16 protein-coding genes are annotated in these 12,071 nt (G+C 68.0%); 11 read left to right on the forward strand and 5 right to left on the reverse strand.

The genetic code is table 11. The annotated features are described in order from the left end of the window. Positions 1-43: 43 nt before the first annotated feature. A complete protein-coding gene (locus ACWICD_RS06530) occupies positions 44-1,051 on the reverse strand; it encodes a hypothetical protein (RefSeq protein ID WP_454139699.1) in 1,008 nt (335 codons plus the stop codon). A 128-nt stretch (positions 1,052-1,179) separates the two neighbouring features. Between ACWICD_RS06530 and ACWICD_RS06535 the strand changes: the two genes are divergently transcribed. From ACWICD_RS06535 to ACWICD_RS06555, 5 genes are all read left to right on the forward strand, one after another. Then, the gene (locus ACWICD_RS06535) at positions 1,180-1,779 is read left to right on the forward strand and encodes a TetR/AcrR family transcriptional regulator (RefSeq protein WP_454139700.1); all 600 of its coding nucleotides are present in this window, start codon (positions 1,180-1,182) and stop codon (positions 1,777-1,779) included. 63 nt (positions 1,780-1,842) lie between these two features. Beyond that, positions 1,843-2,982 carry a threonine synthase gene (locus ACWICD_RS06540; protein ID WP_454139756.1) on the forward strand — a complete coding sequence of 380 codons (1,140 nt, stop codon included), beginning with the start codon at positions 1,843-1,845 and terminating at the stop codon, positions 2,980-2,982. Beyond that, on the forward strand, positions 2,979-3,641 hold the full coding sequence (locus tag ACWICD_RS06545; RefSeq protein ID WP_454139701.1) for a helix-turn-helix transcriptional regulator: 663 nt from the start codon (positions 2,979-2,981) through the stop codon (positions 3,639-3,641). The genes ACWICD_RS06540 and ACWICD_RS06545 overlap by 4 nt, the downstream gene beginning before the upstream one ends. After that, a complete protein-coding gene (locus ACWICD_RS06550; protein ID WP_454139702.1) occupies positions 3,625-4,548 on the forward strand; it encodes an ornithine cyclodeaminase family protein in 924 nt (307 codons plus the stop codon). Before ACWICD_RS06545 ends, ACWICD_RS06550 begins: the two co-directional genes overlap by 17 nt. Further along, positions 4,545-5,672 (forward strand): DSD1 family PLP-dependent enzyme, encoded by a 1,128-nt coding sequence (locus ACWICD_RS06555; RefSeq protein ID WP_454139703.1) that lies wholly within the window; start codon positions 4,545-4,547, stop codon positions 5,670-5,672. The genes ACWICD_RS06550 and ACWICD_RS06555 overlap by 4 nt, the downstream gene beginning before the upstream one ends. Before the next feature lie 18 nt (positions 5,673-5,690). Here the strand turns inward: ACWICD_RS06555 and ACWICD_RS06560 are convergent, their stop codons facing one another. Then, the gene (locus tag ACWICD_RS06560; protein WP_454139704.1) at positions 5,691-6,149 is read right to left on the reverse strand and encodes a DUF1801 domain-containing protein; all 459 of its coding nucleotides are present in this window, start codon (positions 6,147-6,149) and stop codon (positions 5,691-5,693) included. A gap of 81 nt (positions 6,150-6,230) precedes the next feature. Beyond that, positions 6,231-6,611: a cupin domain-containing protein gene (locus ACWICD_RS06565; RefSeq protein ID WP_454139705.1), complete on the reverse strand. Its 381-nt coding sequence runs from the start codon at positions 6,609-6,611 to the stop codon at positions 6,231-6,233. 156 nt (positions 6,612-6,767) lie between these two features. On the opposite strand from ACWICD_RS06565, the gene ACWICD_RS06570 reads away from it, so the two are divergent. Together ACWICD_RS06570 and ACWICD_RS06575 are read left to right on the forward strand one after the other, a co-directional pair. Beyond that, positions 6,768-7,019 (forward strand): type II toxin-antitoxin system Phd/YefM family antitoxin, encoded by a 252-nt coding sequence (locus ACWICD_RS06570; protein ID WP_376130250.1) that lies wholly within the window; start codon positions 6,768-6,770, stop codon positions 7,017-7,019. Beyond that, complete coding sequence (locus ACWICD_RS06575; protein ID WP_376130253.1) at positions 7,016-7,402, forward strand: type II toxin-antitoxin system VapC family toxin; 387 nt, start codon at positions 7,016-7,018, stop codon at positions 7,400-7,402. Before ACWICD_RS06570 ends, ACWICD_RS06575 begins: the two co-directional genes overlap by 4 nt. A 22-nt stretch (positions 7,403-7,424) precedes the next feature. On the opposite strand, the gene ACWICD_RS06580 is transcribed toward ACWICD_RS06575, so the two are convergent. After that, positions 7,425-8,054: an NAD(P)-dependent oxidoreductase gene (locus tag ACWICD_RS06580; RefSeq protein WP_454139706.1), complete on the reverse strand. Its 630-nt coding sequence runs from the start codon at positions 8,052-8,054 to the stop codon at positions 7,425-7,427. Continuing rightward, positions 8,051-8,521 carry a MarR family winged helix-turn-helix transcriptional regulator gene (locus ACWICD_RS06585; protein ID WP_454139707.1) on the reverse strand — a complete coding sequence of 157 codons (471 nt, stop codon included), beginning with the start codon at positions 8,519-8,521 and terminating at the stop codon, positions 8,051-8,053. The genes ACWICD_RS06580 and ACWICD_RS06585 overlap by 4 nt, the downstream gene beginning before the upstream one ends. A gap of 17 nt (positions 8,522-8,538) precedes the next feature. Here ACWICD_RS06585 and ACWICD_RS06590 point away from each other — a divergent pair, with 17 nt between their 5' ends. The 4 genes from ACWICD_RS06590 (at position 8,539) to ACWICD_RS06605 (ending at position 11,951) form a co-directional block, all read left to right on the forward strand. Next, positions 8,539-9,417 (forward strand): SDR family oxidoreductase, encoded by an 879-nt coding sequence (locus ACWICD_RS06590; protein WP_454139708.1) that lies wholly within the window; start codon positions 8,539-8,541, stop codon positions 9,415-9,417. Between the two features lie 214 nt (positions 9,418-9,631). Beyond that, a complete protein-coding gene (locus ACWICD_RS06595) occupies positions 9,632-10,006 on the forward strand; it encodes an ArsR/SmtB family transcription factor (protein WP_454139709.1) in 375 nt (124 codons plus the stop codon). Positions 10,007-10,008: 2 nt separating this feature from the next. Continuing rightward, a complete protein-coding gene (locus ACWICD_RS06600; protein ID WP_454139710.1) occupies positions 10,009-10,989 on the forward strand; it encodes an SRPBCC family protein in 981 nt (326 codons plus the stop codon). 65 nt (positions 10,990-11,054) lie between these two features. Then, the gene (locus ACWICD_RS06605; RefSeq protein ID WP_376130271.1) at positions 11,055-11,951 is read left to right on the forward strand and encodes a TerC family protein; all 897 of its coding nucleotides are present in this window, start codon (positions 11,055-11,057) and stop codon (positions 11,949-11,951) included. The last annotated feature ends 120 nt before the right edge of the window (positions 11,952-12,071 follow it).

Genomic DNA, 12,071 nt, shown 5'->3' on the forward strand with positions numbered 1-12,071 from the left:
CGTGGGCGGTGCTCCGTAGGAGCCGGTAGCGGGGTGTGATGACCTACGCGGTCAGCCGACCCTCCCCGCGTCGATCGCGGACGACGGCGAATGCGTACATGGCGAGCCCGAGCACGAGCCACGCGGTGAGGACGAGAATGGGATGCAGCGTCGCAGCCCCGTCGAAGAACCCGAGGTTGCGCAGCAGTGTCCCGGTGGCGCCGGGCGGCAGCAGCTGTCCGATCGCGCCCCACGGCACGGGCAGCACCTCGGGCGCGCTCGACAGGCCCGACAGCGGATTGCCGAGCAGGATCAGCAGCACCGCGGCGATCGCGATGCCGACGCCCTTGAGGAGTCGTTCGAGGCCGAGCACCAGGAACGCGGTCGCGGCGATGCCCAGCATGGCCCCCAGCGTGGTCATCCAGAAGTTGTCCTCGAACGTGCCGATCCAGAAATAGAGGGTCGAGGTGAGCGCGAGCCCGCCGAGTACGGCGAAGGATCCTGCGGTGGCGAGCCGCTGGCGGTTTCCACGGACCAGCGCGACCGTCGCCACGGCGGCGATCCATCCGCCGAGCGCCATCGGGAGGGCGCCCGCCGACAGTCCGATGCCGCGCGGATCCGCCGCCGGGAACGGCACGACGTCGTCGACGACGACCGGCAGCGATGTCACCGCACCGATCTGCTGCGCGGCGGCCTCCAGGATCGTCGCGACGTAGGAGCTCGCCGCCGACGCCGTGTCCACGGTCAGTCCGCTCGCCGGGTCGACGATGAACGCCCCGTAGACGTCACGATTCAGGATCAGCTCCCGGGCGTCGTCGGCGGAATCGGCCACGGTGATCTCGAATCCACCCGGCGCGTTCTCCTCGAGTGCATCACCGAGCGCCGTGACCACCTGGCCGGGCCCGACGACGGCGATCGGGATGTCGCGCGGTTCCGAGTTGACGCTCGGCAGGGCGAAGGCGAGGAGGAAGACGACGATGATCGCGATCAGGATCGCGACGACACCGGCGACCTTGCTCCAGCTCGATGGCGCTGTCGCCGTGTCGGTGGTCGCGGCGGGGGTGAGGGACATGCATGCTCCTGAGTTATTTCCACAAGTGTGGAGTTCTGGGCGTGAGCCTAATGGCTGGAAGCGCGATGATCCAGCCGAATCTCCCCAAATGCGGAATTGCGTCGCAACGCCACATATCCTGAGGGGCGATGACCCCCAAGCCGCAGACCCGCCCCGGGCGTCGTCCGGGCGACAATCGCACGCAAGACGTGATCCTCTCGGCCGCACGAGAGCTGTTCTCCCGCGATGGCTATGCAGGGGCTTCGCTGCGCGCGATCGCCGCCGCTGCTGATGTCGATCCCGGCATGATCCGGCACTTCTTCGGCAGTAAGGACGGTCTCTTCGAAGCGGCCCTCGCCCTGCCCGACGGGTATTCCGCAGCGCTCACCGCAGCGATCGATGGCGCGCCCGACGGCATCGGCGAGCGGATCACGCGTGCATATCTGAGCCTCTGGGAGAACCCCGAAACCGCGGCGCCGGTGCTTGCGATGGTGCGCACGGCGCTGGCTTCCGAACGCGCAGCCGAACGATCGCGCGACCTGGTGACGTCGCGACTGATCACCCACGCCATCCCGGCGCTCAGCGCCGACCGGCCCGCACTGCGAGCATCGCTCGCCGGTGCACACCTCACGGGAGCAGCATTCGTCCGGCATGTCCTGCGGATCGAGCCGCTCGCCGACCTCTCTTTCGAAGAGGTCGTCCGCCTGATCGCGCCGGCCATCCAGCGATATCTCAGCGAGCCGCTCTAGCAGCCAGGAGCATACCTGGACACTCTGTCCAGGTCTACTCGTTTCGTCTAGGCTGGACGCGTGATGCGAAGGTATCGAGACCTCGTCGATGGCTCGTCGTACCCGTTGGACGTGCCGAGGTGGCGGTCGGATTCGGGTCGCCCGCTGTGGATCGACGCCGGGCCGGGGATCGGCCGAGACGATATCGACGACTCGCAGCGGTCGCTGTGGCGGTATCGCGCCGCGCTTCCGGTCGAGATCCCGTCTCCGATCAGCATGGGCGAAGGCGTGACCCCGTTGATCGAGCACGCGTGGGAGGAAACGGCGCGACCGCTGTTCAAGGCGGAGTGGTTCAGCCCGACGGCGAGTTTCAAGGACCGGGGGACGAGCGTGATGCTGTCCTACCTGCGGGATCGTGGCGTCACCAGCGTGTTGGAGGACAGTTCCGGCAACGGCGGGTCCTCCGTCGCCGGCTACGGGGCCGCCGGCGGCCTGCAGGTGAAGATCTTCGCGCCGGCTACGACGTCGCCGGCGAAGATCGCTCAGGTGCGCGCATACGGCGCCGAGGTCGAATTGGTGGAGGGCCCGCGGGAGGAGTCGCAGAACGCCGCGATCCGTCAGGCGACGGCGCCGGCGTTCTACGCGTCCCACAACTGGCAGGCGTTCTTCCTGCAGGGGACGAAGACGCAGGCGTACGAGCTGTGGGAAGACCTCGGCTTCCGTGCTCCCGACAACGTGGTCATCTCCGTCGGCGCCGGCAGCAGCCTGCTGGGCTGCTACCTCGGTTTCCGTGAACTGATGAACGCCGGCCAGATCGCGAGGATGCCACGACTGTTCGCCGCGCAGCCGGTGAACTGCTCGCCGGTCGACGCGAGCTTCACCGCACACGTCGACACTCCGGTCGAGCGGCCCGTCCTGCCGACGATCGCCGAAGGCACGGCGATCGCCCGTCCATTGCGGCTGGCCCCGATGATCGCGGCGCTGCGCGAATCGGGAGGCTCGACGGTCGCGGTCTCGGAGGAGCGCATCGTGCGGGCCCTGGACGAACTGTGCTCACGGGGCCTGTTCGTGGAGCCCACGAGCGCCACCGCCGCCGCCGCGTACTCGATGCTGCTGCACGCCGGCACGGTCCATCCGGCCGAGACCACCGTGGTCATGCTGAGCGGGTCGGGTCTGAAAGCCGCTCCGACGGTCCGCGATCTGGTCGAGGCGGTCCGCGCATGAACGACTCCGCCGACCGGGTGTTCGCGACCGTCCGTGATCTCGTTCCGGGGATCGCGGCGACATTCGGGCGGTCCTGCGAGATCGTGCTGCACGACTACCGGGACCCCGACCGTTCCGTGATCGCGGTGGCAGGTGATGTCACCGGCCGTCGGGTGGGTGACGGGATGAGCGAGATAGGCCACCGGGTCCTCGCCGACGGCGACAACGTCGCCACCGACCTCAACTACATCACCCGCACACCCGACGGGGTGCTGCTCAAGAGCACCACGATCCCGTTGCGCGACGACGCCGGCGCACTGATCGGCGCGTTGTGCATCAACGTGGACGTGAGCGCACTGAACCGGATCACCGAGGCCGTGAACGACCTCATCGGGCTTCCCGCCGCCGAGACCGAAACGGCGCCGGTGACCGAGTTCCCGACGGGGCTGACGGAAATGATGAACCGGATCGTCGAGCAACGCGAGCGGGCCGCGGGGATCCCGGCGCGAGGGTTCGACCGGCAGACCCGGACGGCCGTGATCCGCGACCTCGCCACGGCGGGAATCTTCGAGCTCCGCGGCGCATCGGCGGCCGTGGCGACCCGTCTCGGTGTGTCCCGGGCCGGCCTCTACAACGACCTTCGCAAGATCAGGGAGACCAGCGATGCAGTATCTCAGTGAGGCGGTGACCAGTGAGCTCGTCGACGAACAGCTCGCTCTGGACGCCGCGCGCGCAGCTTTCACCTCCGAAGGGATGGTCTTCCCCGTCGTCGTGGGGCGGACCCCGGTGGAGGGGCAGCGGTTCACTCTCAAGTCCGGCAGCACCGGCTCAGCGACGGGGGTGAAGATCGGCACCTACTGGCTCGGCAACAGCGAACTCGGAATCCCCCGCCACGGGTCGACCACGATCCTGCTCGACCCTGCGACGGGGCGTCTGGCCGCGGTCATCGAGGCGGCATCCGCAAACGCGATGCGCACCGCGGCGGCCGATGCGCTCGCGGTGCAGACCCTCGCCCGCCCCGACGCGGCCACCCTCGCCGTCGTGGGAACCGGCACGCAGGCGTACTACGAAGCAATCGCCGTCGCGCGGGTCCGTCCGATCACCACGGTGCTGGTCGCCGGTCGCGACCCCGAGAAAGCCGACGCCCTCGCCGCGCGGATCGGTGCGCGCCTGAACACGATTCACACGCAGGCCGCTCCGATCGACGCCGCAGTCGCGTCGGCCGATGTCATCGTGACCGCCACGACCTCTCGGGAACCGCTCTTCGAGGCGGGATGGGTGCGGCCGGGAACCCACGTGTCGGCGATGGGAGCCGACGGCCCCGGCAAGCGCGAGCTGCCCTCCGCGCTCTACGAGCACGCCGCGCTGTTCTGCGACGTCGCCGAGCAGACCCGCACCCTCGGAGAGTTCCAGCACGCGCCCGAGCACGTCACGATCACACCCCTCGGCGCCGTGATCTCCGGCTCCGCACCCGGACGACAGACCGCTGGCCAGATCACGATCTTCGACAGCTCCGGCTTCGCGCTGCAGGACCTCACCCTCGCCGAACACATCCTCGCCGCCTACGAAGCGACCCGAAGCCGATGACCACTCTGCACACCCCAGACACCCCGTTCCTCGCGCTCGACGTCGACCGCGTCGACGCCAACATCGCCCGGCTGCGCACCCACCTGAAGACCCTCCAGGTGCCGCTGCGGTTGCACGTCAAGACCGCGAAGTCCATCGAGGTGGCATCCCGCGTCTTCCCTAGCGGCACCGGCCCGATCACCGTGTCGACACTGGCCGAAGCGGAGTACTTCGCCGACGCCGGATACACCGACATCCTCTACGCCGTCGGCATCGACCCGCACAAGCTGCCCCGCGCCGCCGCCCTCGTCCGCGGCGGCGTCGACCTGACGCTGCTGCTGGACAGCGTCGCCCAAGCCGAAGCGCTCGTCGGCTACGCGTCGACGAACGGCGTCGCTGTGCCGGCTCTGATCGAGATCGACTGCGACGGGCACCGGGGCGGTCTGCGCACGGACGACCCGACACTGCTGGACATCGCCCGCATCCTGGATGCTGCGGGACTCATGCGAGGCGTCCTCGATCACGCCGGCGAGTCCTACTACAGCCCCACCCCAGAGGGTCGACAGGCCGCGGCCGAGAACGAACGAAGCACCGCCGTCGACGCAGCCGCGCGGCTGCATGCGGCCGGGCTTTCGTGCCCCGTCGTCAGCATCGGCTCCACGCCCACCGCCCACGCCGCCACTCAGCTCGAGGGAGTCACCGAAGTCCGGGCCGGCAACTTCGTCTTCTTCGACCTCGTCATGGCCGGCATCGGAGTCTGCACGACAGAGGACATCGCGCTATCCGTCGTCGTCACCGTCATCGGCCAACAACCCGCCCACGGATGGATCCTCACCGACGGCGGCTGGATGGCCACATCGCGTGACCGGGGCACCGCAGCACAGCGCACAGACCAGGGCTACGGACTCGTCGCCACGATCGACGGCGAGCTCATCCCGGATCTGATCATGGTCGCCGCCAGTCAGGAGCACGGCCAACTCGCCATCCGCGACGGCAGCGACCGACCGCTCCCCGTCATCCCGATCGGCACGCGCCTGCGCATCCTTCCCAACCACGCCTGCGCGACCGCATCGCAGCACCAGCGATATCACCTGACCGGAGTGAACCCGCCGGCACCCACCTGGGAGCGGCATAACGGGTGGTGACCGCCGGCAACGACCTCGTCAGCCCTCCGGACGCTCGCGTTCGGGCAGCCCGGGTTCCAGGTGATCCACCGCGGCGACCATCAGCGTGCGCAGCTCGGGGCGCTGCACCTCGTCGACAGACGCGAGCTTCAGGCTGCGCATCGCGAGACGTCCCGACGCCTGCCGCCCACCCGACGTGGGGAGCAGCCCACTCGGGTCGGGCAGGTCGCCGCCGTAGTAGAAGCCGAACGTCACGTGGTTCTTGAACGGCATCACGTAGGCGAACTGCTCGGTGAACTTCTTCGGGCCGATTCCCCATCCGACCGACCGCTGCTTCGGCCACACGACCTCCACCGTCTGCGGCAGAACGTCGTAGACGAGGTCGCGGACGGCGTCCGCCACCGACTGCGCCTGTTCGGTCGCCTGCGACAGGATGCCGCGGAATGCCTCGGCGTCCTTTGGACCTGACCGATTGATGATCCCGGCCGCTTCCGCCATGTCGGAGCACCTGCCCTTCGCCGCGGTGACGCATCGACTGTATCCCCGGTGGGGGTGGACGAGTGAAGCCCTCGGGCCAGATCAGCGGGGGCGGCTGGCGATCGTCAGCCCTGGCTTGCGCTGATGGACCGAGAAGTAGCGCAGGCCGTCCGGGCCGGCGAGGAAGCGCCGCGTCGAGTGCGGCGGAAGCCACACGATCGTGCCGACGGCGAGAGGGATGCTCCCGTCATCGGTTTCGAGGGATCCGTCACCGGCGAGGATGTGGATGAGCACATCGAGGGCGGGTCCGACGTGGCTGCGGATCTCGTCGCCGGGCGGAAGATCGATGACGTTCGCATCCAGTCCTCGCGTGGGTGGCTCCAGCCGCCAGGCCGAGCGGCCCTGGATGGAGGGCAGCCGCGAGGTGTCTCCGACGACGCGCGGCCGCGGGGTGTCGACGTCGTCTCCGCGATCCGTGGTCATGGCCGATCCTTCCGTCTCGGTTTCGTGCGCATCTTCGAGTCAGCGGCTGAGAAGGTCGTGCTCCATCGCGGCAGCGCCGCGGCCGCGCGAGGGGAATGGCCGATCTTGGCATAGATGTGCCGCACGTGGTTGTGCTACGCGTGCTACGTTCGACGGATGAAGACGATCAGCCACCGCGATATGCGCAACAACAGCGCGGAGGTGTTGAAGCGCGTTGCTGCGGGTGATTCCTATACGGTCACGAATCACGGGACGGCCGTTGCGCAGATCATTCCGATCGGTCGAACCGCTGCCGACCTGCCGCTTGCGCAGCCCGCTACGCGGCAGGGTGGCTTCAGTTCTCTGCCTCGACGCCGTGTCGACGGCACGATCACCGAAGCGTTGGACGATCTTCGAGGCGAGCGGTGACGCGGTTCTATCTCGACACATCAGCCGCCGCCAAGCTTCTCGTCGAGGAGCCGGAGTCCGCCGCGTTCGTGAAATGGGCCGACGGAGACTCCGTTGAACTGGTTGCGACGCTGCTGCTCGAAACGGAGTTGCGCCGACTCGCGACCCGGTACGCTCTCCCGCAGCTCCAGGTCACCCACATCCTCGCGGCCGTCTCGCTGTACGACCTGCCGCTCAGCCTTTACCGGGAGGCAGGCCTCCTGCCGGGCGTTGCGCTGCGCTCGCTCGATGCGCTGCATCTCATCGGGGCACTGCGGCTCGGAGTCGATGCGATTGCCACATATGACGAGCGGTTGGCACGTGCGGCACGGGAGGTCGGCGTCGCCGTCATCGCTCCGTCGTGAGAGTGGCTCGTCGGGGCCCGCGCTACCGCAGGTCTGTGACGAACGGCGCCTGTCGCGGATAGGAGCCGGTCGCGACGGTGTCGGCGAGGAAGCGGGCGAGGTTCGCCCGAGTGAGGGTGGTGCGGCGTCCGGAGCGGTGCGGGTCAACCTCGACTTCTCCTGCTCCGCCGTCGATGAGTCGCGGGACGCGGACGAGCGTCCAATCGACATCACTCTCTTCCCATGCGGCGTGTTCGGCGATCTTGTCCTTCGCGAGCTCGCCGCCGAGCCTGTTCAGCAGCCAGGAGATGACCTTGTCGCGGCCGCGCTTGCGATCGCCCTCGAGGGTGAGGCCGGCGACGCTGATGCCGACGTAGCGCGTCACATCGGCATCGGCCATCGCGGACGAGAGGATGCGGGCCGTGTCGCGCAGGAGTGTGGTGTCTTTGCCGACGGGCCCGAGGGCGGATACGACCGCGTCGGCGCCGACCAGCGATTCCGCGACAGCGCCGGTGTCGCGGATGTCACCGGCGACGATCGTCGCCTGATCGGCCCACCGCGCGGCCTTGGCGGGGTCGCGCACCAGGAGGGTCAGCTGATGGCCGTCGTTCAGAAGATCCGGGACGAGGAGGCGGCCGGTGCGACCGGTACCGCCGAGAACGGTGAGCTTCATGGGATGTCTCCTCGGGGAGGCGTCGGGGGGTCGACGTGCACGGCGGTGGCGAATCGGGTGAGGAGCCGCTCGAACGTCTGGACGTCTTCAGATGTCCAGTCGTGCAGGATGCGGCGCAGGTAGTCGAGCCGGAAGGCTTCGGACTGCGCTCGCAAGGCCCCGCCGGCCGGGGTGAGCGTGAGGGAGAGCCGGCGCGCGTCGGCGGCGGCGTTGGCCTTGGCGACGTACCCGCCGACGACCGCGCGATCGCACAGCCGGCTGGCCGTTGCAGGTGCGACGCCCAGCTCGCTCGCGATGTCGGCGACCGACAGCCCATCGGGCGCACCGCCGATCGCGGTGACGATCAGCACCGTCGACAGGTCGACGCCCGCGGCCTCACCCCGCGCGGCCCGCCCTGACGTGGTCGGTGCCCAGATCCGGCGCATGTCGATGAGCGCCCCATCGATCCGCGCGAAAGACGAATGCATAGCTGTATCATACATACATGCTGATTGATTCCCGTCCCGCCGTGTTCGTGACCGGAGCAACCGGCACGGTCGGCTCCGCGGTCGTGGAGTTCCTCCTCGACCGCGGTGAACGCGTCGTCGCGGGAGTGCGCAGCGAGGCGGATGCCGCGGACCTGCCGGCGGGTGCGCAGTGGAGAATCTTCGAGTTCGGCTCAGACGAGGACGCACTGCGCGAGGCGATGACCGGATGCAACCGGCTGTTCCTCATGCGACCGCCGCCGATCGAGGATGTCGACACCTACCTGTTCCCCGTGATCGACGTCGCGATGGATCTCGGCTTCCGCCAGATCGTGTTCCTCTCCCTGCAGGGAGTGCAGCACAACAAGGGGGTTCCGCACCATCGGGTCGAACAGTACCTCGAAGCCCGGAATGCGCCGTTCACGTTCCTGCGCCCCAACTTCTTCATGCAGAACCTCTCCACGACCTACCGAGGCGGCATCCGCGACGACGACGAGATCTACGTCCCCGCGGGTCACGCCTTCACCGCGTTCATCGACGCCCGCGACATCGGCGACGTCGCCGCCGCCGTGTTCACCTCACCCGGCCACGAGGGCAGGAAATACACCCTGAACGGCGAGCAGACCCTCACCTACCGCAACGTCGCGCGCATCCTCTCCGAGGTCCTCGGCCGTGTCATCCGCTACCCGCGGCCCACCGAGCAGGAATATCTCGCCCGCCTCGCCGAGCAGGGCGCGCCCGCCGACTACATCGCCGTGCAGCGCATGATCTACCGTGTCGTGCGATTCAACGTCTCCGCGTTCCCCAACCGGATGGTCCGCAAGCTCACGGGTCGTCCCGCCACGAGGTTCCGCGAGTTCGCGCTGCGCGAGCGGTCCGTCTGGAGTCGTGCTCGCTGAGGCGCGGCACCCCGTGCGACACCTTCCGGCGCCATTCGCGCCCGTCTCACGCCCGCGACCGATCGCGAGCCTCGGTCAGATCGTCGACCGCGAGTTCGGTGAGCCGGGGCGTCACTGTTCGGCACGAAGGTGAGCGCGGACCTGACCCCAGTCGCGGCTCCGGGGGTTGCAGAGGTATTGCCGAGAGCGTGAATCGGGAGTAATGTGCAACCAAATGGTTGCACAAAGGGAACTCAGCGATGACGAGATCGACCGCGTCTTCCAGGCGCTCGCCGACACGACGCGGCGCGACATCGTGCGGCGCACGATCGACGACGAACTGTCGATCTCGATGCTCGCGGCCGAGTACGACATGTCATTCGCCGCGGTGCAGAAGCACGTCTCGGTGCTCGAGGCCGCGCGGCTCATCGTCAAGCGCGCCGAGGGGCGCGAACGACTCGTGCGAGCGGATCCGGCCATGATCGCTCGCGCCCGTGCACTGCTCGCGCGCTACGAAGAACTCTGGCGCGCCCGCATCTCGCGTCTCGATGCGCTGCTGTCCGTCCCAGCGACCGAACCGTCCGAACCCTCCGAAGAAGAAGGAGCTTGATCATGCCTGTCACCGATGTCACGACCGACCCCGAAGCGCTCACCATGACGCTCACGGCCGACTTCGATGCGCCCGTCGAACGGGTCTGGAGCGCGTTCACCGATCCGAGCCAGCTCGAGCGGTTCTGGGGCCCGCCCGGATGGCCCGCGACATTTCCGACCTTCGATCTCACCGTCGGTGGTCGCGCCGTCTATACGATGACGAGCCCGCAGGGTGAGAAATCGTCGGGGTCGTGGGAGTTCCTCGAGATCGACGAGCCGCGTGGGTTCACCGTGCTCGACAACTTCGTCAATGAGGATGGTGCGCCGCTCGAGGGGATGCCCGCCATGCGCGTCGTCTTCCGGTTCGAGCCGACCGAGACCGGGTCGCGCCTGATCAACACGACGTACTTCGACTCCGCCGATGCGCTCGAACAGGTCGTCGCGTTCGGCGCCGTCGAGGGATCGACGATGGCGATCAACCAGCTCGACCGCGTACTGCAGGGGCTGCGCGAGTATGCGGCCGGCAAAGGCACGCGCACCGAGATTCTCGATGACACCCACGTGCGCATCACGCGGCTCATCGAAGGACCGCGTGAGCTCGTCTGGCGCGCGCACACCGAGCCGGACCTGATCCGGCAATGGATGCTGGGGCCCGATGGCTGGCAGATGTCGGTGTGCGACGTCGACCCTGCCGTGGGCGGGCGCTACCGGTACGAGTGGGAGCCCCTCCCCGGCACCGAGGGGGAGCGCTTCGGGTTCGACGGCGAGACGGTGCTCAGCGAACCGCCGCGTCGGGGCGTCACGACCGAGCACATGACGGGCACCGACTATCCGTCGACGCTCAACGATCTGCAGCTCGAAGAAGAGGACGGCGCGACCCTCATCACGACGCTCATCGAGTACCCCGACAGCGCGACGCGCGACATGGTGCTGGCCACGGGCATGGCCGACGGCATGGAGTCGAGCTACGCGCGACTGGAACGCGTGCTCGCCGAGGCCTGAGCACGACGGGGAGGGATGCCGCAAGCCCTCGCGGAGCAGCGGCATCCCGACCCTAAGATCACTGCGTGGACTTCTCTTTCGCCTTCACGCCCGACCTCATCGCCGTCTTCCTGACGCTGTTCGTGCTCGAAGTCGTCCTCGGGGTCGACAACGTCATCTTCATCTCGATCCTCGCCTCGAAGCTGCCCAAGGAGCAGCAGGCGAAGGCGCGCAACCTCGGGCTCACGCTCGCGATGCTGATGCGCATCATTCTGGTCTTCTTCGCCGGGTGGCTCATCACGCTGACCGAGGAGATCTTCTCGATCGGCGACCTCGGGTTCTCGTGGAAGGACTTCATCCTCATCGCGGGCGGTCTCTTCCTCGTCTACAAGGCCGTCACCGAGATCCATCACAAGCTCGAGGGCGAGGAGGAATCCGAGGGCACGTCGAACGGCAAGGGGGTGACGTTCGGATCGGTCATCGCCCAGATCCTCGTGCTCGACCTCGTCTTCTCTCTCGACTCGGTCATCACGGCGGTCGGCATGACGACGAACATGCTGATCATCATCACGGTCGTCGTGCTGTCGTTCGGCATCATGTTGTTCGCCGCCCGGTTCATCTTCGGGTTCGTCAACGCGCACCCCACGGTCAAGATGCTGGCGCTGTCGTTCCTGCTGCTGATCGGGGTGTTCCTGATCGCCGAGGGCTTCGGTTTCCACATCGACAAGGCCCTCATCTACGGCCCGATGGCGTTCGCGATCTTCGTCGAGGCGCTCAACCTCTTCGCGGCATCGCGCAAGGCGAAGCGCGAGCAGCGCGCCCGGAACGCCGTGCAGCTGCGGCCGCGTTACCCGAGCGTCGACGAATCGGTAGCCGTCACGGCGGCACTGTCGAAGGAACCGGGTGCGGGTTCGGTCGGCCTCTCCCGCAAACCCGTCGACGGTGAGGCGGCGTCCGGTGAGGAGCGCCGCGGCCTCGGCTGAGCGGTTGCCGAAGTGTCGTCGCCGCGACTTGCGGCTCCCCGAGCGTGGTTCCGTGGTTTCGATCTCTGAGGGTGGGATCGGTCCCTGAGGTGGTTTCGGTCTCTGAGGGTGGGATCGGTC

The sequence above is a fragment of the Microbacterium sp. NPDC055357 genome, assembly GCF_053644835.1.